Source organism: Sphingobium sp. BS19 (assembly GCF_027925545.1).
GTDB lineage: Bacteria > Pseudomonadota > Alphaproteobacteria > Sphingomonadales > Sphingomonadaceae > Sphingobium.
On the sequence record NZ_BSEF01000017.1, the window covers coordinates 15,911 to 39,741 of the forward strand.

A 23,831-nucleotide genomic window follows, 5' to 3' on the forward strand; every position below is an offset into this window, starting at 1 on the left:
TGTCTCTCGAAGCGGACATTCTGGACAGTCTCAACATATGCATTCACCCCACTCCCATTTGAAACCCTTAACCTGCGCGCAAAGATGCGGCATACCCAGATCGTCGTGCCATTTCGCGGCACGCTGCAACAGGCCCAACCCACTGACCCGGCCCCGAATACACGGAAGAATGCCGGCGCTAAGACAAAGGCCTCGTTCCCACAGCCAGGCCTCAATCTCGGCAAGAGTGACTTTGCCCGAATTGCCTACATTCATTATTTTACCCCGCGTCAATGTTGCAACCCGCTTCGGAAGTAGCCGGTCGCGCTCGGCAGGGTCCGCTTCCGGCTCGATGACTAAATGTCGTAACACGTTGTTGGCCCGGCCTGACAATGCGGCACGGTTGGTTTGAATAGCTTCCTCCCGGGCACGCACCTCCTCACGTGACATGACATCGCGCACCCGGCCGATGCTGATCCCAAATGCTGCGGCAATTTCGCGCTGTTTCATGCCTTTGGCTTTCATGGCAATCATACGCTTTCCGCGCTCCTCTGCATCGCTTGGCTTCTGTCTGGGTTGCCGCATCGCAGGGCGTTTCACCTCGATAATGCGAACACCGTCCCAGAAGCGAATGCTGTGCAATGACTCATATCTGATCGCATTCATTGCCCATGTTTTCGCAGCGTCAACATCTGGCACGTCAACCAGCCTCATCGATGGCTCGCCCTCGTTAAAGATAAGATAGAATGCAAACGCAGGCACAAGATCGTCCTTCGGAAAGACCGTGATTTTCAGATAAAATCATTCCGTGGGCAAGATCGCAATTGCACCGCCGTTCGGCGCAAAAATACGCCGACACCAGCAAGGAGTATCAGCATATTTGCCGTAACATTCGCCCGAAAATGGTTCATCTGATGTTGAAAGGGCTGGACAGGCAAACCTCATTCGCACGATTTTGGCGGGACGTCCGTGCGCTTCTCTCGCTGCTGTCGCTCCTGATCAAGTTCGCGCGCGATCTGACGACCCAGGAGGCGGGCAAGTCGCAGGATGGCGGCATCCGCTTCGGTAGAAAGACTGGGAGGTGCATCTCGACTGGGCCGCTTCTTCTTCATCGCGGCTGGGTCCAGGATTTGAAGTACGCCCATTTGTTGGAACCGTAAAACAAAGCCCGATGGAGGGGGGGAGGAAAGGAGGGGGCAAGATACTTGCGGTGGCCATGGGCGATTGGTCCACAGTGATCGAGGCGGATCGGTTTCCAGTCGGATGAACCTGTGCTATTTTTCCAGATGGAAAGGCTCTGCAGATGCAGGATTTTGATCACGTCGAACAGGCAGATGAGGCGCGCGCGCCATCGCCGCGTGCCGCCGATTGGTTTTGGCGACCATGGTATGCGAAGCTCTATTGGGCAACGGCGCTGCTGTACTGGATTAGCCTCGAGATCATGATAACCATCCCGTATGACCGGACGAATACCTCCGTGGCCAACACCATGGTGCTGCTCATTTTCGTCTTCAATCCGATCACGGTCGTGGCGGCTCTCGGCTATGGATTTTTGAAAGCCAAGGTTGCTTGCGGAGAATGGGTGATTACGCCAGGACCGGCTTCGCAAAGACCTGTCATGGATCCCTATACCGATCCATCCGATCCGAGATCGGGCGATATGCATCTTCGACACATCGGCGTGATTCAGGACTGACATCATGGATCCCGGCGCTCCTTGAAGCTGGCATCCCCGTCCGCCATTCCGTGGTCGCGATCGAAAAGCAACCGCCCCGAACTGAGGATCGACGACTGCTCCATCGAGGTGACCGGACCGGTGACATCGACCGTACCCCGTCCTGAATCGGCCTGCTGCAAATACCGGTTACGAATCCCGTCATTGCCGAGAACCCGTTCGCCCAGTTCTCTGGCGAATGCCTCTTCTGGACGCCCTGAGCGAGAGGCTGCTTTCTCTGCGGACGCGATCGCCTCCCGAACATCATAATTCACGACGTCGATTGATGATCGGGCCGAGACGGCCGCTATCCCTCTATCGGAAATGTCAGCGTTCACTCTGCCGCTCAACGAGCCTGTGGCGCTACCTTTGCCACTGTCTTTTTCTGCGCCGCCTCTACCACCGGTACCAACTCCCCTAGATGCTGAAGCTGTGAGATCACCCGAGATGCTCTGGCTATCCGCTGTCGAATGCTCCGCGGACCTCGAGAGCGACCGTTGCCACCCGGTCTGAACCATGATCGCGGTGACATCGCGTTCCAGTGTATCGGCAACTTGCGGTTTCAGCCGCCAGTCACCCCGCCGATCCATCTCGAACCCGCCGCGCAACCAGTCGGCCATGGCGGCCTGGCCTTGCGCGCCGCTGCCCAGGAAATGCTCGATCGTGTCAGGCCCCGCCTGCTTGCCGGCTTCGAACCGCGTACTGGTGTCGTTGCGCGCAGATTGGCTGAACCCGGTGCTGCTGGAGACGAGCAGATCATTATGCGCAAAGCTGAACCGGGCGTGCCCGCCATTGGCGATCGCGCCAAGCTGGCTTTCGTTGATGAGTCCCCCGCGCCACAACTGTGCGGCCAGTTCCGGCGTCAGGTTGAGGCCGATGTCGCCATTCTGATCCATCGCGATCTGGCGCTTCGACAGCTCCACGCCATGAGTGCGCAACAGAGCCTGGGTGCGGGTGAGCCGCTCCTTGTCGACGATGCCGGTCAGTCGCTCGTTGCGTGCGCGATCGGCGATGCCTTCCGCACCGCCTTGCGCCATATCGACTTGGTTTCCGGCAGTGCCCGCCAGCGCGCGGATGAAAGAATCCAGACGCGCGGCTTCGCGCGCCGACACGCCAGCCGCAGCAGCGCCTTGTGCAAAACCGGCATTATCCGCCTGACGCCGCTGCTCACCGATCTGGGCGGAGCTGCGCACGCCATCAGGACCGATCTCGCGCTGGGCATCAAGCTTGCCCGACCGCTCGGCAAAATCATAACCGGCGGCTTCGCGTGTGCGGCCATAGACGCTGGTCCCTTCACGGGTCGCCTCGGCCGTAGCGCCGTCTGCGGTTCCCACCTGCACGGCGGCATTATAGCTTTCCAGGGCGCGGAGCACCTGGGCCTCGTTGCGCCCGGTCGAACGCGACAACTGGCTAATCGCGGTCGATCGCGCTTCACCCGAAAGCGCATTGATGAACCCGATGCGCCGGCTGGTCTCGGTGACGGAAAGGCCGAGCATCCCTGCGGCCTCGCGCTGCCCCTGATTATGCCCGGTGCGATGGGCCTGTTCCGTCGCGACATTGCCGCGCTCGACCGCCGCAACCCTGTCGCCGGCATAGTCCCGTCGTCCTTCCATCGCGCCAGCCTGCGTCTGCGCGGCAGTCAGGTCATTGCGCAGCATCTGTTCCTGATCGAAGGCGTTGGCCGTGATCTTGGCGAAGGTTGGATCAGCACCGGCCTGGGCGATCACGGTCGACGCCTTGAGCGCCGCATCCTTTGCATCATAGCCACTGCGTTCAAAATGCCGCTGCGCGCCCGACTGCATCATCTCATAGGCTTGGCTGTCGCCGAACGCCTTCCACTGCACCATATTCTGCGCGAACGCGGCAAAAGCGCGTTCGCCGCCCTGGCCTTCGCCGAAATAGCTCGTGCCAAGCTTGCGCAGCGCATCTCCCTGCGCAAAATTGTGGATCGCCGAGGTCGCCGCATTGGCCCGGATCGCACTGGCCGTGGCAGGATCGTTCAAATCCCGCCCGGCAAGGGCAGGAGAGAGCCCGCCCAGTTCCCGCGCGGCATCGGCCCGGCCAAGCCCGAACGCCGCAGTTCCGGTCGCGCCGCCGCCATGTTCTCCGATGACCGACCCGGCTGAAGAAAATGCGCGATCGAGCCCAAAACTGCTGCGCTCGCCAAAATCGCCGAACCCCGCTGATGTGGAGCGTCGCGCCATCGTGCCACCGGCCGAAGCTTGCGCTTCGAGCGCGGAGGCGTAGCCCTCGCTTGTCCCGACGGTTGCCGCCGCCATGCTGCCCTGGCCCTGGACACCCAGCATACCCGACGTGAAGGCGGTGAACATATTGCCCGAGAAGCGGAACACAGTGAACACGAACGCGCCTGCCAAGCCCGCCGCTGCTGTTCGGAACGAGCCGAAGATAGCGAGCGCCTTCATCGCGGCCGATGGCGCAAGGATCCAGCTATCGGCCGCGACGTTGGTCGCGCGCAGTTCGGCCAACACGTCCATCGCCCGGCCCAGGGTCAGCTGGTAGATGCCGGCATCGATCACGCCCCACAGCGCGACGAAGACGAACAGGCCCAGCGCAAAGCTTGCGACCCGCAGGTTGATCGGCGTCAGGATGAACAGCAGCGCGATCGGCATCATCATCAGCATGATCGCGAACACCGAAGCCCGGATGGTCGGCATCCACTCATTGGCCGTCGAAAGCGTCGCAAGCCCGTTGGACTCGATCGCCCGGTTCGCCATTACCCGCGCGGTCGCCGCCGGTGAATCCTCGAACAGGACGTCGCCGACGGTCTGGCCGAGCAGGATGTTGGTGAGGAATTTTTGCCGGCTCATGGATTGGCCGAGCATCATGTCACCCAGCGCATCGATCTGCTGGCGGCAGCGATCGCGCTGGCTCGCCTGGTTCACATCGAACCCGGTGCGCGCGCAGACCTGGTCGCTATAGGCATCGAACAATGTGGCATCCGACAGGCGGTCGGCGATATACGCCCAGGCTGCATCGCAGCTCATCGTCGTTCCCGCTTTGTCGCTCGGCGTGAAGACGGTCGAGAAGGTCGCAGGGCCCGCCATCGCCGCAAAGGAGGCAGGGAGGTCGGTCGAGGTCCGGAACAGCTGATCGTCATCGACGCCATAGGCCGGAGACACACGCGCCACTGGATAGCATTGGCGCACATAATCCTTCACGCTCGCGTCGAGGAAGGTATCGACGATCGGGCTGCGCGGCGACACTGCGTTGAGGAACAGGTCGAACGCATGGCCGCCTGCGCCAAATTCCAGCTTGGCATTGGGATCGGTGGTGTTGTCATCGATGGTTTCAGCCAGCGCCCGTTCCATCAGATTGGTGACGCCAGCCACCAGCACGATGAGATTGGGAACGTCGCCGACCGGCTGATAGGCATTGCGTACCCGGTCATAGATATGGACGGTGCCGGTCGTGGCGATCATGCCTGCAAATAGGCCGATGCCGACCAGCATCTGGAACCCGAAGGCGACCAGGCCCATGCCCGATCCCCGGATACTGGCGATGACCGCGCCGAACGCGATGCCGGCCACCGCGATGATGACGACCAGCGTCTCATAGCGGGGATCACCAAAGATCATCGCCACCAGGTGAAACGCATCGACGGTTTCGGAGAAGCCGTCCCAGGTGTGATAGCTCGCATCGATGGCCAGAGCGGGTGAGGCACTCAGCAGGCCGAACAGGACGCATGCCAGGCGAATGAGTTGGCGCATGGCTCGCCTCACCGGTTGCGGTTGGCGTTGGCGCCCGCGGCGTCGCGGGCATCGCGGTCACGCTGGCGCACGACCCCGGCATAGCTTGCCGACAGGTTCGCCTGGCTCATGGCAGCCATATAGGACTGGCGCATCTGCGCGCGCTGGCGCAGCACCTCATCGCGCAGCTCGCGGAGCTGCTCGATGCCCTTGGTCAGAATGCGGGTCTGGCAGATGTTGGTGTTTTCCGCGTCTGCCGCGCCAGCTATGGTCGCGCCGCGCTCGGCGTTCTGGAGCGCGAAGTCGATAGAGCGGGTGAGATCGTTGAGCATCTGATAGGCAAGGGTCAGGGCGACCAGTTCGTCGGTATCGGCGATCACGCTGTCGGTGAGGCCCTGCCGCACGCCCCATTCGAGCAGGCGATAGACCGGCAAGGTCCGCACATTGGCGATAAACTGCTTTTCCTCAGATGTGAGCGCCGCGCGTGTCCGGATCTTGACGGCGATCGCGTCCATCCGCTCGCGCGCCAGCACCAGTGCGCCGCGCCCGGCGCCGTTCACCGAGCAGTCCGAGACGGTCGCGGGAATGTTGAGCGCCCGGGTCGGTACGCGCCCGGTCAGGAAATCATCGGCGCTTTCGGTGTCCTGGCGCGGGCAGGCGGGGATGGCCGAGAAAAGCGGCACTTTGTCGTTAGCGTCCCAGCGCATATAGACGTCGCCCACGCGCGCCCGCATCACGCCTGCCCAGTCGGACGCGCCGACGCGCGCGGCGGCATGGGCGAGCAGTGAGCCGGTCTTGAAGATGTCGGTGACCTCGGCCGGGCAGTTGGCGAGGGCATCTTTCAGATCTTCGGTCGGATTGCCCTTATTCGCCTGGATCTTCTCGCGGCTCTGCTGCCAGCTATTGGCATAGCCTTCGCGGATCGACTTGTAGCCGGTCATCTCCTCGACTATCCCCGACATGTTATCGTCGCCTTTGGCGATCTGGACCATGCGGTTGGCGAGACGGCAGTCGTTCACCTGGATGGAATTGAGATAATTGGTGGCGGCTTCCATCTTCGAGATGATGTTGCCCATCTTCTCATCCAGGGTTTCGAGCAGATATTGAAAAGCCACGGCCGGCGCGGCCTGCAGAATCGTTTCCAGCTTCTGGACCAGATAGTCGGGGTCGAGAAACGACATGCCGCCTAAAAACATGTCGATGCCGCCGCAGCCCGCCTTCACCTTGGGCAGGGTCAGGCTCATGAGATAATCGTCGTGCACATCGACCCGGCCCGACATGCCGCCTGCGGTCACATAGCCGCGGGTCTGGTCCTCGAAGCTGCCGGGCGAAGTATAGGTGACATTATCGAACCAGCTTTCGGCCCAGCCTTGCGCATAGGCAGGGGCGGCGTGACCGCACGAGGCGACAATGATGGAGAGCGTAAGGATCAGACGATGTGGATGATGTCCCATGGCAGGCTTCCTCATGAAAATGGACAAGCGACGCCGCCCCGCCATGATCAGCGTCGCTTTCGGCTGGAGGAGGTCGGCGCCCTCACGCCGACGATCCCGGTAAATTTCGACATGGCGCGCACGCCGACTGCTGCCCTGGTGCCCGTCAGCATCCGGGCGGCAAGCCAGGCATTGCGTGCGATATTGGCGCCATGATCGGTACCGATCGCGATCGGCACCATGCGGTTAGGGTCGCTAAGCGGGCGCGCCCAAGCGACCGGGTTTCCGACCCACGGCAGGCCCAGGCGCCCGGAACGCAGCATGGCTTCCTCTTGCCCCAGCGCCCGAACCTGCCAGCCGTAGCGGGCGCGGAACGTGGACAACTTTCTCCACAGATCGCCGCAGGGCAGGCAGCCTGGCGATGTGCTCATCTCGATAGTGTAGAGCGCGGCCTGGCCACGCAGCATGACGTCGAAATCGGCAGGAAAGTCGCGCGTGGCCGGCACGCGCGCGAGCCAAAGCCGCATGTCCGCAGCTGTCGAGACCGGATGAATGGCCGCTCGCCTCGCCAGATCCCGATCTGTGTGCAGCGCATCGGCCATTGATTGCATCTGCGCCCAGACCGCCATCAGCACCCAGGCGAACCGGGCTTTCCCGAAGCGCGTCACGGCCTGGGCTCCCGGGCGTCGATGAGGTCGCCGCCGATCACGCGCGGATCAGTTGAAGAGACCGGCCCGTTGGCGAGCGCATCGAAGAAGCCATCTTCCTCGCCGGCTCCCGTCAGCCATTGTTCGGGCCGGATATCGCCGCTCAGTAGTCTCACGGCCTGATAGGCCATCTGCGCGAGATTGGGATAGGTTTCGACCCCCGCGGCGATCACCATGCGCTGGGGACTGTTGCGGCGAACGATCATGGTTGTCGGCGTCACCTCGACCCCGAAGCGCTGTTTGAGGTCAGGCCTCCTATCAAGATCCATGAGGCTGACCTGCCAGCCCATTTCGTCCTGGAACCGCTGGACGATCGGCCATTGCACCTTGCAATAGCCGCAGGACTCCCGGGCGAACATGACGAGCGCAAATTCGCCGGCATGCGCGCGCAGATAGTGGCGGCGGACCTGATCCTTTTGCGCGCCGAGCGCATCGCGGGCTTCGCCTACCATCGGATTGGCGGCGCGGGCATTGAGTTCGGGGTGGGTCAGCATGGCAAGCTGGGTGACGCCGGCAAAGGCGCGCGCCTTGCGCCGGGCGAAGTCCTGCAGCCGCCAGAAATCCGCGACCGCGTCGATGGTCAACACCGTCGCGGCATAATCGCGCTGCTGTTCGATCAGCTTGGCGATCCGGGGCGGCGCCCATCTGGCCAATTCAACCATCGGCGGAATGACGGGTTTGGGGACGGCATCATCTGGAGCCTTTTCCGCAACGTCGGATCTGGGCGTCTCATACCACCAATAGCCGCGCGCCCCGCGATCGCCCGTACCGGACGATGTGGCCTGCGCACCTGCGAAGCTGACCGGCAGCAGCAGGAGCGGGGCGGCCAGCGGGAGGAGGCGCTTCACAGCAGCTTCTCCATGCGGGTAAGCCGCTCGATCGCGACCGGGCCATAATAGCGGCTATCATATCCATCGGGATGGCTTGAGCCGACGAAGATCATGCCATCGGGAATGCGCGGACTTTGCGGCCGCCAGTGGTCGAGCGCCTTGCCGCTGCGCGCTACAGGCTTGGCGACGCCCATGAGCTGGCCATTGCAATGATAGAAACCGTTGCGGCCCGTACCCAGGGTGGCGGGCTTCTCGACCATGACGATCCGGTCGCCGGGCATGCACAAGGCATATTTGGTGACAGCGACAGGTGCGGGGCCAGCGACCGGGTCGGAGAGCATGAACGAGACGAGGTCGCCGCGGCGGACCGGGCCGGGCGAGCGGTGCACAACCCAGGCATCGATAGAGGGCGTCATGACCAGAGTGATCTGCGGCATCGCCCACCAGGCGAAGAGACCAATCGGCAGGACGATCCCATAGGCTTTGAAGAGCTGCCCCGGGCGCGCCGGTTGCCCCAGACCGCTCGCGCCCAGCGCAACGGCGGCGCGCAGCGGCAGATCCTTAAGTTCGTGCCAGACCCGGTTACCGGCGCGCCATGCGAGCAAGAGCATCCTGCACCTCCGCCTTGCCGCCAAGGCGGCCATATTCCTCCAGGAGCCCGGACAGGGCGGCGTCGCCCAGCACGAGATGCGCCGCGCGGGGGCTGGCCTCGTCGCGCTCGCAATAGGGCTTGGTCGGATCGCCAGGGATCATCGCCAGCGCGGGTACCTGTGTGACGCGATGTTGCCGGAAGACCAGCGGATCGACGATCAGCTGCACGTCGCGCATGGCGCAGGCCGGACCTTCGCAGCCCTGATCGATACGCAGGATCGCGGCAGACAATTTCGCCATCGGCGCTACCTGCCGCATCCCGCCTGGCATGCCGCGAAAGGCCATCACGCCGCCAACACGTTCAAGCTGCCCTGCATAGGTGCGCAAAGTTTCGACCGGCATGGACGATGACACGAACAGGACCGGGACCCGGTTCTTCCCACCGTTGGCTGACATGACCCCGGCCAATGCCGCCTCTTCGGGTTGTTCGAGGCCGAGCGCTTGGGCGATCCGGTGACTTGCAACGGCTCGCTCGGTCTCCAGCGCTTGGCGTGCGGCCGCAACATCGGACTGCACACGGTCCGCCATGGCCGGGTCATGCTTGTGCTGGCTCATCCCCTTAAAAGCTCGCCGTTGCGCCGCTGCGTCAGTTTTGGCGGGCAGAACGGGCGAAGGCGGCGCGGATGCCCTGGTTTTGCCGACAGCGCGCTTTACGCGTTCGAGCGCCGCGTCGCCCTGGTCCTCAATCCGCGTCCGCGCATTATCGCTCGTCGGCTGACCGGCCGGGGTCTGCGGTTGGCTCGCCTGGAGCCATGCGGGCGCAAACACGATCCCGGCCAGAAGCAGGGCGCGCCTAGTTATTGATCGTCTGCATATGGGCATCGATCTTGTCCTTCATATCGATCTGGATGTCGGATTGGGCACGCGCCTCGATTTCCGTGTAATATTCGGAGAGGTCCATTTTGCTGAAATCGAGCGCCTGGAATTCTTCCGGTGTAAAACCGCGGCAATAGGGCTGCTTGGCGGTGCCCCAGCCAATGGCGCTAAAGGCCTTCAGTTGCGGGCGACCCTGTTCCTGGATGATACGGCCAAGCTTGGTGTTGAAGCAGCAATGGCCCCGAGCCTTCTGCACGCAGATGCCAAGGATGCTCGATGAACAATAGCTGCCGACCTCATGGCACATGCCCGAACCGCGCAGCATGCCCACTTCCATATCCTGTTGGTCGCAACCCTGGAGCAGCAGATCGATCATGACATTGACCGCAAGGCTGATCGCGATCGATGTGGGATCGATGCCGACGATGATCGCATTGGCGCCCGCGCTCGCCGCCTGGCTTGCGGTCGCGCCGGCCCTGAAGGCGGTGTAGGCTGCTTTCATGCCGGTGAAGACGCCCTTGGCGACCGCGATCTTCGTCGTGATCGACGAGATCGAACCGCCCATGCCGTCCTTCACGATTTTCCCCTTGTCCTTGCAGCAATTCTGGAAGGTCGTGCTGAGACCGGCAGGGCGGCAACGCGCCGCACGACCGGAAAAAATCTCGATCGTGCCAAGGCAAGTACCATCGGCATCGACGCCGCCGTCGGCCTCGACGCCCGGATCATCCACCACGGGCTCCTCGACGATGGGATTGGCGCCAGTGTCGATACAGGCATTGGCCGAGCAGCTTGGCGCGCCGCCGCTCGCGGGCACCGCGCAGGCATGCTGATCGCCCAGCGGGCAATGCATGACACCTGTCCCATCGGCCTCACAAAGGGTTTCGCCAATGGGGCACATCCATCCGCCCGCGCCGGTGAGGTGACAGCTTGCCGTTTCGCCGTCGTCGGCCGCGTCGCCATTGCCATTGCGATCGACCGCGCAGAGCTGCTGGGCGAATGCGGCGCTGGGCATCAGCGGGACACCGCCAACGAGAAGGATCATCCCTAAGAGCAAGATGCGTCCGCGCCTCATCGCACGGCACTCGTGCAGACCATGTCGGCGCCGCCCAGGCGTACCGTCTGCATCATCACCACCGCTTCGGGGAAATCATCGATGCAGCCACAGCCCTGGACCAGTTCCTCGCCCTCGCCCGCGGGGCAGACATTGCTGTCCTGGCAGGCGTGATAGAAACTATCCCAGCCTATGGGGTCGGTCTGCTTCGCGCCCGTCACGCCATCGGGTGCGACGGCTGCGTTGGCCTGCGGCTTGCGGGTCTTGCAGATCGGCTCGCAGGCATTGACGGTGCCCAACACCGGCAAGGAAAAATTGCGGGTCGTCAGGCTTTCGCTGCCATCGGCATGCTTCACCCGGTCAGCGAGCAAAGTCTCGGTCGAATGATCGATGATATAAGCGCCGCGCGAGAGATCGGGCTGCGGGGCAGCGCCTAAATCGACCGTGCAGGCGTAGCGGCGCTGGCGCTCGAAGAAGGCGCGGCTGACCTGCGTCGCGCAGGCGCCGGTGCCGATCAACCGGGTCTGGGGCAGGGGGCTAAGCCCGGTCTTGACGCCGTTGCGATAGGTGACGACGCCATCGACCTCTTCGTCGTCGAGGCGGCATTTATCATTGGCAGCATAGCCCGAACAGGTGTCGACAAGCTGCTCGCTCGTCTTGCAACCCGCGTCCACCGTCGCTTCGATTGCGGCATAAGCTTCGCCGCCATCGGCGACCGCGACACGCAGCCAGATATCGTGATCGCCTTGCGTGAGCTTTCCTGTGAGATCGAGATTGGGATCGACATAGAAGGCGCTCTTCTTCTCGCATTTGCCCGGTGGCGGTCCGGTTCCACTCCAGCCATCGGGACCTGAACCGACCAGTTCGCCATCGATCCGTATCTGCGCCCAGTCGTCACCGCCAAAGCGAGTCAGAAGTACCTGCTGTAGCCTTTGGGCATCCTTGACCCGCAGCGTCATATGAAAATCGATGAGGGTGCAGGATCCACCTGTGAGGCTGTTGTCGACGGGCGAACCCATGACAAAGGTGCGGCTGCTTGGATTTGCAGCAGAGGTTGCGTAGCCGCCCGACACGCGATCGATGATCATTTCGGCGGTTACTTCTTCCTGTGCGATCTGCCGGGTAATGGTGCAGCTTTTGATGACCTGCGACGTGCCGGTTCCAGCCGAAGACGCGGACAGCGCTTGGAAAACACTGCTCGTCTGCGCGGCACCATAGGCGTCGCTCGCCATGGCGCCCGGATTGGCCTTGTAGGCTGTGGCGCCAATCCGGGGCTGCGCCGTACAGGATGTGGTTTGCGCGCCGGTATAGCGGATGAGCGGGCCATCGATGGACGCCTGCGCGATGCCGATACGCGGATCGGCCGTGGTAAGCGCGCCGACCACGCCGCCGCCCAGATCCTTGAGGATCGAGGCCATATTGCCCCAGACCAGATTGCTGCCACAGCTATTATTGACGCAGTAACAACCGGCCAGATCGGTCAGCTCGACCTGGGCCAGCTTCAAAGATCCGGACGCGGACGCGTCCCAGCGGAAAAAACGGCACGCGTCCCAGCGGCCCGGCGTGCAGGAGATGATCCCGTTCGCGCAAATCCCCGAGGTGGGAACAGGAACGGTCAATGCCTCATCGAACCTCCCGTCGAGATCGCTGTCGCGCGCAATGCTGAGCGTGCCGATATCGCCGGTGGCGTTTGGTTGGGCGAGCAGTTCGAGCAGTGTCGCGCTCTTCTGGCAGGCAAGGTTGGGCGTGAAAGTCTTTGAGGAATCCACGGTGGCGATCGGCGCTCCGGCCATACCCGGCGTCACATAATGGCCAAGCAGCGCGTCGCTGTCCGCGCTCTTAGCCCGCGCGGAGGCCGCCGCAGCGCGGGCGCGGTCCTGCGCCGTTTGCGCATGAAGCGGGGCAGGCAGGGCGAGCGCTGCGACAAGGACGAGGGTGCCTGGCCTCATGGCCAGTTCTCGCCCGGGGTAATCTGCCGCGACCCGCGCCGCAGCCGGAACAGCAAAACCGCTGGAACAAGCCCGGCACGCTCTGCCCGGAATACAGCTTGGCCTTCAAAAACGGTCAGCGTGGCCACGACCACATGCAGCGAGGAGGGGCACGCCGCATGATCGTCTGCATTTGTGGCCACGCCGACCGTCCGACCAATGCCGCAGGAGGGATGCGACACTGGCCTGACCGCAGGGGGTACGCCTGGCCTGGTGGAATGACGGGCAGACCATCGGCTGGGGCCAGGCGCTGCCATGCGGATCGGGACAGGCGATCTGCTCATGGCGTCGAAACCCCGGCGCAGCAGATCGTCTTTTCAAACAGCATGAACTGCGCATTGTCCTTGCCCGGCGCATGCTTGGCGCTGGTCCAAAGCGTGCCGGGCCGCCCGACATTGACGCACTGGCCGCCCTTGACCGGTTCCATGAGCTGGAACTTGTAGCGGCTCTTGGTCCAGACCGGTTGCGGGATGAACGAGCAGCCGTCCGCTGAACTCACGGTAAGGGCGCCAAGCCGCCCCATCATGAAGACGCCGCGCGCGGCGAGCCCCGCCCAGGCCTCGACGCTGTCGCCAAAATGGATGTCGCCGGCTACCGGATAAGTGGCGCCCCAGGACCCCATGCACCAGAAGAGCGGATCGACGACCTTGCCGGCCGCGGCCGCGGCGCTGTCGGCCATGCAGGCAAGGCCTGCGGCCGGATTGCCGAACAGGATCGCCTCGGGCTGGATGATCGCGCCCAGCGTTGCAGACTGCCAGGTCGGCAGCACCTCGGTGATCAGCGCCACGTCGAAGCCGTCATCCTCGACGCAGGGCAGGTCGGTGAACATGTCGAGCATCTTCCAGACCGGCGCGATATAATAATGCATCTGGGCGAACATCTTGCGGGTATTGGTGCCGTCCGCGATGCTGGTCTGGCTGCCCTGCAGCCTGCCGCCGGTCGGCATGAGGTCAGCGCCCAGCGCCATCATGCAGCCCGGCTCCGTCGCCACGTCGACCATGCGATTGGGCGACCAGAAACTGACCTTCACGCCGAACCAGAAGGTCACGCCCTTGCGGCAGGCACATAAGGGTTTGGAGGCGGACTGCGCATCGAGCGCCTTGCCGAGCGGATCGCTCGGACCCACCTTCACGCCGCCGATGGTGATCGGGAAGATGCAGTTCCAGCGCACCTTGGTGATCGGGTTGAAGACCGTGCCCGCCTCACATTTGGAGGCATAAGCGGGCGAGGCGAGCGCCAGTGCTGCAAAGGCCGAACCGCATATCAGGATTTTTCGGATCGCGAGCATGTTCATCGCGCGATGCTCCGCGGACTGGGGGGCATGGCGACCTCGGTCAGCACCAGCTTTTGCCCCGTCTGGGCGACGATCACCGGCGCGACCGTGAGGCCGAGCCGTGCCTTTACGCGCTCTTCAAGCAGGAACAGCGCCCGACCGTGACGCTCACCCAATGTGATCGCATCGGCATCTGTATCTCCCGCCTGGGAAAGACCACCGGCGGCAAGCAGGATGAAGTCGGCGGGCCTTGCGGTACGCAGCGCCCAGGCCAGATCGCGCGGATGCACGACGATGAGCCGCTGGGGCAGCGCAACATAGGCAAGGGGATTGAAGCTATACCCTTTGGCATAGAGGAGTTTTCCGCCCGGCAGCCGGATATCCTGATCGAGCGTGTAGAAGGGCACTACCGTCCGGTTGCGATCGGCGCGGGCGATACCGAGCGCGGCAGGTTGCATTGCCGACCAGCGCTCGCGCGGCCCAAAAGCGGTTTTCATGTCTGGAACATGCGCGGCGCGGCCTTCGATCTCGCTCAGCGCATCGGGTTCGGCGATCGGCCAGGTGCGGCCGATGGTGCTGGTCGCAGCCGGTACGGACACGGGCGTCATCAGCCCCGTCATCAGCGCCAATGGCGCCAGGGCCGACAGGGCAGGAAGGCGACCGCCAGGGCATATGGATCTAGCGACCATGGCGCCGTCTCCAATATGGCGGACGGTTCTCGCGCCCCTCGCCGATCGCGGCGCTGATAAGGGCCGCTGTCGCAATGATCGCTATGGCCGCGCCAAGAAGGCGAACGACCGCGGGCATGGCGGGCAATTGCCAGGCGATACAGGACTGCACGAGCGCAAGGCCCTGGCTGCCGACCAGGAGGCGGATGGGCCCTGGCGCGGGCGTGCTTGAGAAGATGCCGTTCACGCCCGCCTCCACCGCTGGATGAAATCACGAAGGCGTTGGGCGATTGCGTCCCAGGGAATGAGGATCAGGCCCGTGGAGCTGGCGCCCATTCCGGCGCAGATGCCGATGAAGATGGCTTCGACCAGCGGAACCTGGAGGATCCACGCCGCCGCGAATGCGCAAAACACGGCATTGGCTATGCCGCCGGTTACCAGCAGGGCGTAGCACAGCCGCGCAAAGCGGCGTTCCGCCTGGATGACCGTGACGATCGCCTGCGCAACCGCGTCGATACCAAGCGCCCGGTCGCTCACGCCGCGCGCATAGGCGAGAAGCCCATGGACATCGTCTCCTACGTCAAGACCATGATCGAAGCCATTGGCGTGATCTGCCTTCATCGCGCCCTCCATTGCCTGAAGCGCGAGCACAGCATCCCGCATGCGCCCGACAGGCCGATCAGCAGCATGCCGCTCGCACAGCAGGCGGTAGCCACGAGGATGCCCGCGCGAATGGTCTGGAGCGGCGGCTGATCGAGCGCGATCCCGGCTGCGATGACGAGACTGCCCATCATGCAGGTTTCGATGGCCACCAGCCGCACGCGCCACTGGAAGGCGGCGGCCTCGGCGCGCCTCGCGACGCGCGCCTCGATCATCGCCTCGATCGCCGGGTCGTTTTCCCAGTCGAGCGCCAATTGATCGGGATGGGCCACAGGCTTGTGCGTCATGCCGCCCTCCCGTCCGGGCGGATATCTCCGCCCAGCACCTGCGCGGGATCGACACCGGCCAGGTCGCACACCGCCTCAAGCGGATTGCGACCCGCCCGCACGAGCGCCTCGAACGCGGCGACCTCATTGGGCGCAGAGGTGTTGATCCAGTAGCTGAAGGGATCGACCACCAGCCGCGCTATCCCCAGGCCCAGCGGACTGTCGATGAACACTTCGGAATAATTGGGTTTGGCGTTCCTGACCGATTTCAGGAGATCGAGGACGAAGCCCGAATAATCGAGGATCTTGTTGTCCACCGCCTTGTCATAAGTGGAGCCCTGCAACAGGAATTTGGTGGCGGCATTTTCCAGGATCACCTGTCCGGTGCCGCCAAAGAGCATGAGGTCGTTCATACTCTGGAGCACGATGCCAAAGCTGCCCTGATATTTGCGTGCGCGCCGATAGCCCTGGCCAAAAGCCTCGGCGAGGCGGGAGAGATCCTGCCCGTCGCTGCGGGTCATGAACTGGGCTGCCTCGTCGCACAGCACGAAACGGGGTTTGTCGCGCGCCGAGAGATAAAGCTCCTGGGTGACCGCGTTCACCACCACCATCACGATCACGTTGAAGAGATCCGGGAGCGCCTTTAAACGTTCGAGCTCCAGCACCACGAACTCGTCGCGCGAGATGTCGAGCGTCGAGGGACCGTTGAAGAAATGGCCATAAGCACCCTGCGACCCGAAATCGCGCAGGTTGAACGCCAATTCGCGCGCGACCGGCACGAGATGGTCGACCCGGTCGAGATCGGAAACGGCATTGGCGGGATAGTGCCCGAGCCAGTCGCGCACCGCGTCGATGCCGTCTTCGCCCCGCCCGCTATCGACCGTCCACTGCACGGCGGACTTGAGCAGGTTCCATTCCGAGGTTGTCACCGGCTTGCGGGTAGAGGCGTTCGCCATTTCCGCGACGATGGCGACGGCCATCGCGATAGCCGATTGCTTGTCCTCGCCATCGAGCGCGAGCCCCATGTCGAAGGGATTAAGCACCAGGCGCTCCTCGCCGATGTCGATATAACGGCCAGAGCAGAGCGTGCAAAGCTTGCGGTAACTGCCACCGATATCGATGATGCGGATGAGCGCGCCTTGCGCATAATATTGCTGGCACAGATTATTGAGCAGGAAGCTCTTGCCCGCGCCGCTCTCGGCCGAGACGATGAAATTATAATTATTGATCCGCGGGTCGAAGAGATCGAGCGTGATGAGCTGGCCCTTGCGTCCGACATAGAGAAGGGCCGGGCGGCCGCCGCCGCGAAAATCGGTCTGCACCGGCGCCATCAGGCTGGCGGCTTTGACTGGCATGCGAAAATCGCGCTCCAGCAGCTTCAATGTCTGCTTCTCGGGATAGAGGCCGAAGGGCAGGCTGGCCGCGAGCAGCACGGGCAGCAGATAGCTTTCCTCCTGCACCATGAAGGGCAGGGGTTCTGATTCCCACAATCGCTTGGCGCGGGCGGCCAGTTCTCGCGCCTGGGCGCGGTCACGGCCGAACACCCACATCGTCGGGATTACCGAGACGAAGCGGCTGTTCGACGCCTCATCGAGAATCCAGCCAATCTCCTCGATCTGCTTGCCGACCTCGACCGCAAAGCTGCCGGCCGCCTTTTGCGCCGAGAGGATCTGCGCGCGCTTGTGAATCTCGAACTGCGAATGGTCGAACAGGACCGAGAGGCAATAGAGGAACGGCCCGCCAATTTGGTCGCTATCCTCGGCGCTCCCGCGCATCCCGCCCATGAGCCGGTTGGCACGTTCGGCGGTAATCCGGCGCGCCGGTGCCTTGGGCGTGAGGCAACGGGCCACCTGGTTGCCCAGAAACACTTCCGGGCCCTCGAAGCAGAGGTCCGGGCCGGCCTCGATAATCTGCCGCGCGATCGATGGCGCGGGCATGCCGCCCATGCTTTCACTGAGGAACACACCCGGCGCGGCTGCGAACACGCCGTTGAAAATCCGGCGATAGAAGCTGACAAGCGCGTCGGGCGGCAGACGCCGGATGCCCATCTTCGCCAGCTGCTCTTCGACCTGGCGGCGCAGGTCCGCGCCGAGCTTCACCCGCGTCTTTATCGAGAGGAACAACCGGAAGTCGCGCACCGGGATGGCATGGAGCGCATCGAGGCCCCTGGTTCCGCCGCGCAGATAGTCGGCGGTGCGCCGGGCCGAGGCCTGGACCAGCGGGTCGGGACGGACCTTCATATCGAGATAGGCGTCGAGCGCCGGATCGATCAGCGGATCGGCAAAGGTGATGAGCTGGAGAACCGTCCCTTCGGGAAAATGGATATTGAGCAGCCCCAGCAACGCCTGTTGCACATGGGCGAACATATAGGCGGAAGGGACAAGCTCCCAGGCCTGGCCCCAGCCATCGTCGATGCAGAGGAAAGCTTCCTCCTCCTCGACCCAGGCGACCATCGGCAGGAAATCCGAATAGGCGTCGCGGGTCACGGCGGCGCGCAGGCGCTGATAGCTCAGACCCTTGTGGGCGGGCCGCGCGGTCATGGCCGCTTCTCCGGATGGACGGCCAGCGGGGTGGCCTCTGCGGTTGGCGCGTCTGCGCTGCCCGGCTCGCGCTCGCGCAGCGTGCGCAGCACCGGTGGCGCAGGCGTTCGCCCGCCCGGTTCCACCAGATAGTCGCCCACGACCCAGGCCGGGCGATCGATGATCGAATAGACATAGCGCGCCATATAAAGCCGGTCGGGACGCTGCTTGTCCGCATAGGGGAGAATCAATGTACGGATCGTTCGCGATGGGCGCAGCATCGGCGATTGCGGCCCCTCGATCAGCGCGCCGACATGGCCCTGGCCAGGTTGCGCCATTGCCACAGCTGTCGCCGCAGCCGCGGGGCGGCCCTTGTCCCTACCGCGGGCTCGCTTCTTGTCCGGTGCGAGCAGCTTGCGGTTATGGGTGACGGCGGGATCGGATTTGGAGGCGCGGCCGGCGAGCGCATCGGCATAGGCCTGATCGGGATGGATGCATTGCCCATGGTCGCTATTCTTGCACGAGAATTTCTCGCTATAGGGCGACATCACCGAACCCATCGTCGCGCAGCCGGGCAGCGCAAGACATGGCAGGACAAGGAGGCAGGGTCGCAGCATCTTCATCATTGTGTCTCCCATGGGCGCGGACATCAGAATTTGGCTCCCGCGCCGGGTTTGATTTCGAGGGTGGTGCCCTCCTGGATCACCACGACCACATCCTTGGCGGCACCCACTTCGACGATGGGACCAGCCTGGCGGGCGAGATCGAGATAGAAGTCGGTGAGCTTGTCCGAGGATTTGGAGAGCCCGCCGGCAATGCCTGTCTTTGCAGCATCGCCCGCATCAAGCGTGCGCACTGTTCCCAGCGCCGAGGTAGAAGTGTTGCCGAACGTGCTTTCGACTGATTGCGAGATGCCGCTGATCGTCCCGGCAATGAAGGCGCGCGCCAGCGTCGCCCCGGCGCGCGTTACTACCTTGCCAGACAGGCCCTTCTTGCCGTCGGTATCGACAAAGAAGCCCTTGACCGGCTGATCGACGATCGAATGCTCGTCGAAATCCACGCAGGAGAGCGATACGAGCTGCACCTCAACCCGCTCCTTGGCGAGGCTTCCGGTGGCGTTGCCGACCACGAAGCAGCCGGCAAGGTTGGCCTTCACCTCATTGGGCAGGACCGCGGGCGCCTGCACCCGCGCGATGATCGGTTCAGGATTACTGGTCGCGTCCCGGCTTGCCAGCGCGTCGATCCCCGTCAGGAGCCGCGCCTTCATGAAACCAGGCGGTAAATAGATCGTCCGATTCTTTTTTTTGGACGATGCGGCATTGTCGGCCCCGCCCTGGGCCACGAGCTGACCGGTCGCTGTGCCGATCGCGCCAACCGTCTTTTCGACCGGCGGCGCAGGCGGGGCAGGCGGCGCAACCGGACCGGTGGGCGGCGCTGGCAGCCTGTCGGCATCCGCGCTTATGTCGCCGGTCTCGGGCGGATAGGGCAGGGCAGGAACGTTGCCGGGCAGGGCGGGCGGCAGATCGCCATCGATAGTCTGGCCGCCCGGCGCTCCGGGGGCATGGGACCCGGGAACCACCTTGCCTTCCTCGATCGCGCTGACCCTGTCGCCCAGCAGTTGCTGGCCATCGAGAACCTTTTTCAGGTCACCGCGCAGTTTCACCTCGAGGCTGTCGCCGCGCAGCCCTGCGCCCATGTTGAGCGATGCGGCAGGATCGGTGGGCTTCACCTCCTCCTTGCTGCCCGATGCGGCATAAAGGCCGATCCCGAGCGCGCCGACGGCAACACCGACGGCGAGCTGGCGCGCGCGCAGCTTCTGCCGCGCCGACATTTTGGCCCATTGCGCCTTCCAGTCGAGCAAGGCCGGGGACGGACGGCGCACGGCCTCCTCCTTTTGCCCGGCGCTCTGCGCGGCAAGATGCGTCTGATAGGGGGACAGGGTTTCGGGGGAAGGGGCGGGGGCTTCTGGGCGCTCCCTGTCCATCTCGCCGCTCATTGCCCGGCTCCCCGGCGGACCACGACAAGCCGCGCCGTTTCACCGGCATCGAGATGGACCCGGTCCAGCGTGATCGAGAAAATGCCTGTCCCCAGGACCGGATCGACCAGCAGGCGCTCGTCCAGCGTCACCGCTGCCGTGGTTCGCACATGATATTGGGATGCTGAAAGCCCGGCGCCCTCGACGGCGATGCGGCGTTGCTCGCTGATCGACAGGCCCGGAACGGTCGCGATGGCAATCGCGCTACCGGATGGCGCAACCTCGCTGAACGAAGCGGGAATGCGATCATCGAGCAGGGCCATGGTGATCGAGACGGCGCGGTCCTCATCCGCCAGCGCAGCCATCAACGCGCTATTGGCCTGCGCGCGCTGCCGGGCGCCGGGGACAAGTACTATCGTCTGCGCCGGAATTTCCGCCGGTTCGGCATAAAGCGGGTAGGTGGCGCCGTTGCAGTGCACGAAGAATTCGGAAGGCTGCGTCACATAGCTGCGTGTTATCTGGCCGCCATCGTCGATTTCGCGGGCAAGGAACTTGATCCAGGCGTCAGATCCGCCTTTCTCGACGGCAAGACCCTTCTCGGCCGAGAATTTGATATCCTCGATCTCGCCACCCTCGCACACGACATGGTTGATGTCGCGGTTGGAGAGACGGATCCGACTGGTCTGGTCGGGCAGCGCGTGGAGCGTCTGGCCTGAGGCTGGCACGGCCATTAGGAGTAGCGCGGACAGGGCGGCGCATGCGCCTATGCCGTAATTAGCGTGTTTCGACATCGAACTGCTCCTCGGAAAGACGCGTCAGCCAGAAACGGCCATTTTCGATGCCGTAGCCGATGCGTAAAATGCCCCGGAATTTGCGGATAACGCCGCCGATCACCCGGACCTTCTCGACCGGCACGACGATCTCATGGGCGGTCCATCGAACCGGCTGATCGTTGCGGATATAGGTGGCGATCGACAGCGTCGGATTGTTCGCCAGTTCATCGAGTATGGCGTTGAGGCTGTCGCGCATCGCGCCATAGGCGGACGGGTGGACAAGCCCCAGCAGCTCCTGGAATTGCCGGTCGGCTGAATAGGCCGACCATGTGCCCGAAAGCGCGACGATGTTGCGCGTCATGGCGACGATATAGGCTTCGGACGGTGTGTTGCCCGAGACATGGAGGTCGCCGGTGGCGCCGAAGGGGACGATCACGGTCCGGGCATTCTGGTTGGTCGTGTAGATGACCGCGCCCAGCACGGCGGTGACGCCGAACATGCCCGCGATCGCGACCTTCAGCAACCGGTTCTCCTCGAACAGGTTCGCCGACCCCTGCAGGTAGCGATGGATGCCGTAGCTCGCCGGTTTACCCAGCAGCGGATCCTCCTCGCTCTTTTTGCGATGCAATAGCCCCATGGCGCTCACTCGAAGAAGCGGGTCTGGGTGGGACCCGGATAATGGGGAAAGGAAACAAGGCCCCAGCGCCAGGCAAGATGGGGGAGATAACCCCTGGGCTTGGTCCGCTTCCACGGAATGAAAAGGAGAAGGGCAGCGATGAGCGCCCAGCCGACAAGTCCGCCTACGATCGCGGCCACGAATATGCTCGAGGTCGCGAGCAGGAACTCGTCCGATCCGAACCACAGGATCTGGACCGGCCGATGCAGATATTGCGGAAGGCGTTCGTCCATTTGCCCTTCTCCTCCTGCTTCATGACACCTGCGAAGGTGTCGGTTTCCAGGGACCGACCATCGATCCCCAGCCTGTTGCCGGTGCGGCATGCGCCTGGCGGGTCAGCCAGGCCGCAGCCGCGCCGCGCGTCTCAGACGACCATCCCGAAGGTCTGGAGAATGGAGTCCGCCTTGATGAGGCAGACGGCCGCGACAATGGTCGGGATGCCGATCATGATGTTCGAGAACAGGCGTGAGACGCCGAACAGGAAGGCGGCGACGCCGCCTACAAATCCCATCGGACCCTTCACACCCTGGTTCACGACGATATCGTATATGTCGTAACCAAGATCGCCCTGGGCCGGTGCCGAGAAGGCTTGGGCCGGACCACCCACCAGAGCGATCGCACCTAAAGGGAGGCCGATATTGGCCACCGCCAGGACCTTGCTGCCAAATGTACGCATCATTGCATTGCTCCAAAAAGGAGCCGTCCAACCAAAGCCTGCCGGCATCGAAGGAAGATCGGTGTCGGCCGGGGCGTCGGTGGACGGCTCCATGAGCCCGCCGCCGCCGGCATCCTGGTTCATCCGCGCAGGCCAGCTGGGGCCAGAACGGATGCCCTCCGGAAAGAGAGTGTGGTTCGCTGCGATGGCGCGCCTGCGTTCAGCGCCGCGCATCGGAAACTGCCTTTGCAAGCTTCGGCTTTGCGTGCCGATCGAGGAACGCCTCGAGCTCGGCCTGCTGGAAGCCCGATATGAGCTTGCCATCGACGATCAGCGTCGGCGTTCCTGAGACGCCGATTTTGGCGACGAGCTCAGCATCTTGCGCGACCCTGGCGCGTCCCGCTGCGCATTGGCGCAGAACGGGCGGTGTCTGTCCTGAATAGGCCGCCCGGAATGCCGCCTCGCTATCGGGGGAGCAAAAGATATGCTCCGCCTTGGCGGCTGCGGTCGGGTGGATACCGCTCACGAAGAAAATGAGACGCCTGACCGTCTTGCCTTCGGCGGCCTTGGCGCTCCAGAAGCGGTCGAGCGCTTGGCAGTAAGGACAGTCGGGGTCGGTAAATTCGATGACCGTGGGCGCATCTGCCGGGCCTATCGCCAGTGCCTTGGCAGGATCGATGGCCTTGAGACGGCGCGCCGCGCCCTGTTCCTGCGCCAGCGCGGTCAGGTTGACACCGTTGCGGTCGTAGACCGTCGCGAACAAAAGATGCTCACTGCGCGGCGCGTAGTAGATGATCCGGCCGCCGGCGGTCGCCTGATAGATCGGACCTTCGACCGGCGCTGGACCAAATTCTTCGAAGCGCAGGTTCGTGAAGGTCTGTTGCAACTTGACCTGGGCTTCATTGGCCGCGTCGCGAAGCGTAGCCGCTTCGCGCGTGATCGGGGCAGGTTCTTTTCTCTCGGACGGAGCGGCTTGCGCTCCTGCGCCATGAAGAGGCATAATAGCCGGCAGGAGTGCGACGAGCATTGCCGCGCGACTGGAACATGTTCTGGTCATAACCGCGAAATCTCCCAAAAGGGGGATCGGAACGGATGCGGGCTGCCGATCGCTCGGAAATTCTCACCCTTGCTGCCGTCTCGACAGAGGCTTGAGTGGCGGGGAAACCTTGCTTCTCGCAAGTGACAGGGAATTTCAGTTCCGGTTTAAGGTAGTTCAGTTCCGGCTATCGGAAATCCATTTCCGGAAACCGGAAGTATAGTTCCGGTTTCACCTTTTGTTCCTTTGGCGAAATGATCGACATTGCACAGCGTCGTTAGACCGGCATTTGGATCGATCGCGGAAGAATCGCTGTTTGTGGTGGGAGAGCGAATATGGGGAGTCAGCAATCCAGGGCGTACAAGCTTCAGCTTTCCGCTGAGGGCATTCACCTGTTTCTCCAGTGCCACTGCCGCTTATGTCATCTGATCGGCGATTTCTTGCCCTATGGAAC

General features: G+C 63.4%; 26 protein-coding genes. 3 read left to right on the forward strand and 23 right to left on the reverse strand.

The features are described from left to right. Positions 1-30 precede the first annotated feature (30 nt). Positions 31-693: a hypothetical protein gene (locus QMG56_RS17705; protein WP_086486257.1), complete on the reverse strand. Its 663-nt coding sequence runs from the start codon at positions 691-693 to the stop codon at positions 31-33. A gap of 110 nt (positions 694-803) precedes the next feature. On the opposite strand from QMG56_RS17705, the gene QMG56_RS17710 reads away from it, so the two are divergent. Then, on the forward strand, positions 804-1,139 hold the full coding sequence (locus tag QMG56_RS17710) for a hypothetical protein (protein WP_086486258.1): 336 nt from the start codon (positions 804-806) through the stop codon (positions 1,137-1,139). 143 nt (positions 1,140-1,282) lie between these two features. After that, entirely contained in the window at positions 1,283-1,675 is a 393-nt protein-coding gene (locus QMG56_RS17715) for a hypothetical protein (protein WP_086486259.1), read from the forward strand. Positions 1,676-1,677: 2 nt separating this feature from the next. Here QMG56_RS17715 and QMG56_RS17720 read toward each other — a convergent pair whose 3' ends face one another. The 11 genes from QMG56_RS17720 to QMG56_RS17770 all read right to left on the reverse strand — a co-directional run bounded on the left by QMG56_RS17720 (position 1,678) and on the right by QMG56_RS17770 (position 14,838). Then, positions 1,678-5,421, reverse strand: coding sequence for a conjugal transfer protein TraG N-terminal domain-containing protein (locus QMG56_RS17720; protein WP_086486260.1), 3,744 nt, complete (start codon positions 5,419-5,421; stop codon positions 1,678-1,680). Between the two features lie 8 nt (positions 5,422-5,429). Next, positions 5,430-6,854 (reverse strand): conjugal transfer protein TraH, encoded by a 1,425-nt coding sequence (locus QMG56_RS17725; RefSeq protein WP_086486261.1) that lies wholly within the window; start codon positions 6,852-6,854, stop codon positions 5,430-5,432. A gap of 47 nt (positions 6,855-6,901) precedes the next feature. Next, on the reverse strand, positions 6,902-7,444 hold the full coding sequence (locus QMG56_RS17730) for a hypothetical protein (RefSeq protein WP_254908185.1): 543 nt from the start codon (positions 7,442-7,444) through the stop codon (positions 6,902-6,904). A 53-nt stretch (positions 7,445-7,497) separates the two neighbouring features. Further along, a complete protein-coding gene (locus QMG56_RS17735) occupies positions 7,498-8,388 on the reverse strand; it encodes a conjugal transfer protein TraF (protein WP_086486262.1) in 891 nt (296 codons plus the stop codon). Then, a complete protein-coding gene (locus tag QMG56_RS17740) occupies positions 8,385-8,981 on the reverse strand; it encodes a S26 family signal peptidase (RefSeq protein WP_086486263.1) in 597 nt (198 codons plus the stop codon). The genes QMG56_RS17735 and QMG56_RS17740 overlap by 4 nt, the downstream gene beginning before the upstream one ends. Next, complete coding sequence (locus QMG56_RS17745) at positions 8,953-9,843, reverse strand: type-F conjugative transfer system pilin assembly protein TrbC (protein ID WP_086486264.1); 891 nt, start codon at positions 9,841-9,843, stop codon at positions 8,953-8,955. Before QMG56_RS17745 ends, QMG56_RS17740 begins: the two co-directional genes overlap by 29 nt. Beyond that, the gene (traN, locus tag QMG56_RS17750; protein ID WP_086486265.1) at positions 9,815-10,909 is read right to left on the reverse strand and encodes a conjugal transfer protein TraN; all 1,095 of its coding nucleotides are present in this window, start codon (positions 10,907-10,909) and stop codon (positions 9,815-9,817) included. Before traN ends, QMG56_RS17745 begins: the two co-directional genes overlap by 29 nt. Beyond that, a complete protein-coding gene (locus QMG56_RS17755) occupies positions 10,906-12,837 on the reverse strand; it encodes a hypothetical protein (RefSeq protein ID WP_086486266.1) in 1,932 nt (643 codons plus the stop codon). Before QMG56_RS17755 ends, traN begins: the two co-directional genes overlap by 4 nt. Next, complete coding sequence (locus QMG56_RS17760) at positions 12,834-13,019, reverse strand: hypothetical protein (RefSeq protein WP_281823765.1); 186 nt, start codon at positions 13,017-13,019, stop codon at positions 12,834-12,836. The genes QMG56_RS17755 and QMG56_RS17760 overlap by 4 nt, the downstream gene beginning before the upstream one ends. Before the next feature lie 137 nt (positions 13,020-13,156). Then, positions 13,157-14,170, reverse strand: coding sequence for a TraU family protein (locus tag QMG56_RS17765; RefSeq protein WP_140159638.1), 1,014 nt, complete (start codon positions 14,168-14,170; stop codon positions 13,157-13,159). Further along, positions 14,167-14,838 (reverse strand): conjugal transfer protein TraW, encoded by a 672-nt coding sequence (locus QMG56_RS17770; RefSeq protein ID WP_375713723.1) that lies wholly within the window; start codon positions 14,836-14,838, stop codon positions 14,167-14,169. Before QMG56_RS17770 ends, QMG56_RS17765 begins: the two co-directional genes overlap by 4 nt. Between QMG56_RS17770 and QMG56_RS17775 the strand changes: the two genes are divergently transcribed. After that, complete coding sequence (locus tag QMG56_RS17775; RefSeq protein ID WP_281823768.1) at positions 14,837-15,049, forward strand: hypothetical protein; 213 nt, start codon at positions 14,837-14,839, stop codon at positions 15,047-15,049. The two genes, QMG56_RS17770 and QMG56_RS17775, sit on opposite strands and share 2 nt — an antisense overlap. An 11-nt stretch (positions 15,050-15,060) precedes the next feature. Here the strand turns inward: QMG56_RS17775 and QMG56_RS17780 are convergent, their stop codons facing one another. From QMG56_RS17780 to QMG56_RS17830, 11 genes are all read right to left on the reverse strand, one after another. Next, positions 15,061-15,438, reverse strand: coding sequence for a hypothetical protein (locus QMG56_RS17780; RefSeq protein ID WP_140159639.1), 378 nt, complete (start codon positions 15,436-15,438; stop codon positions 15,061-15,063). Beyond that, positions 15,435-15,764, reverse strand: a complete 330-nt coding sequence (locus QMG56_RS17785; RefSeq protein ID WP_086486271.1) for a hypothetical protein — start codon at positions 15,762-15,764, stop codon at positions 15,435-15,437. The genes QMG56_RS17780 and QMG56_RS17785 overlap by 4 nt, the downstream gene beginning before the upstream one ends. Then, entirely contained in the window at positions 15,761-18,283 is a 2,523-nt protein-coding gene (locus tag QMG56_RS17790; protein ID WP_281823771.1) for a TraC family protein, read from the reverse strand. The genes QMG56_RS17785 and QMG56_RS17790 overlap by 4 nt, the downstream gene beginning before the upstream one ends. Then, complete coding sequence (locus tag QMG56_RS17795; protein ID WP_176342172.1) at positions 18,280-18,885, reverse strand: TraV family lipoprotein; 606 nt, start codon at positions 18,883-18,885, stop codon at positions 18,280-18,282. Before QMG56_RS17795 ends, QMG56_RS17790 begins: the two co-directional genes overlap by 4 nt. A gap of 26 nt (positions 18,886-18,911) precedes the next feature. After that, positions 18,912-20,258, reverse strand: coding sequence for a TraB/VirB10 family protein (locus tag QMG56_RS17800; protein ID WP_086486274.1), 1,347 nt, complete (start codon positions 20,256-20,258; stop codon positions 18,912-18,914). After that, complete coding sequence (locus tag QMG56_RS17805) at positions 20,255-21,028, reverse strand: type-F conjugative transfer system secretin TraK (RefSeq protein ID WP_086486275.1); 774 nt, start codon at positions 21,026-21,028, stop codon at positions 20,255-20,257. The genes QMG56_RS17800 and QMG56_RS17805 overlap by 4 nt, the downstream gene beginning before the upstream one ends. Continuing rightward, positions 21,012-21,647 carry a TraE/TraK family type IV conjugative transfer system protein gene (locus QMG56_RS17810; protein WP_086486439.1) on the reverse strand — a complete coding sequence of 212 codons (636 nt, stop codon included), beginning with the start codon at positions 21,645-21,647 and terminating at the stop codon, positions 21,012-21,014. Before QMG56_RS17810 ends, QMG56_RS17805 begins: the two co-directional genes overlap by 17 nt. Positions 21,648-21,652: 5 nt before the next feature. Then, a complete protein-coding gene (locus QMG56_RS17815) occupies positions 21,653-21,919 on the reverse strand; it encodes a type IV conjugative transfer system protein TraL (RefSeq protein ID WP_069064025.1) in 267 nt (88 codons plus the stop codon). 131 nt (positions 21,920-22,050) lie between these two features. Then, a complete protein-coding gene (locus tag QMG56_RS17820; RefSeq protein ID WP_171899175.1) occupies positions 22,051-22,365 on the reverse strand; it encodes a hypothetical protein in 315 nt (104 codons plus the stop codon). A 196-nt stretch (positions 22,366-22,561) separates the two neighbouring features. After that, a complete protein-coding gene (locus QMG56_RS17825; RefSeq protein WP_281823776.1) occupies positions 22,562-23,398 on the reverse strand; it encodes a DsbC family protein in 837 nt (278 codons plus the stop codon). Positions 23,399-23,544: 146 nt separating this feature from the next. Next, the gene (locus QMG56_RS17830) at positions 23,545-23,787 is read right to left on the reverse strand and encodes a hypothetical protein (protein ID WP_281823777.1); all 243 of its coding nucleotides are present in this window, start codon (positions 23,785-23,787) and stop codon (positions 23,545-23,547) included. Positions 23,788-23,831: the final 44 nt, after the last annotated feature.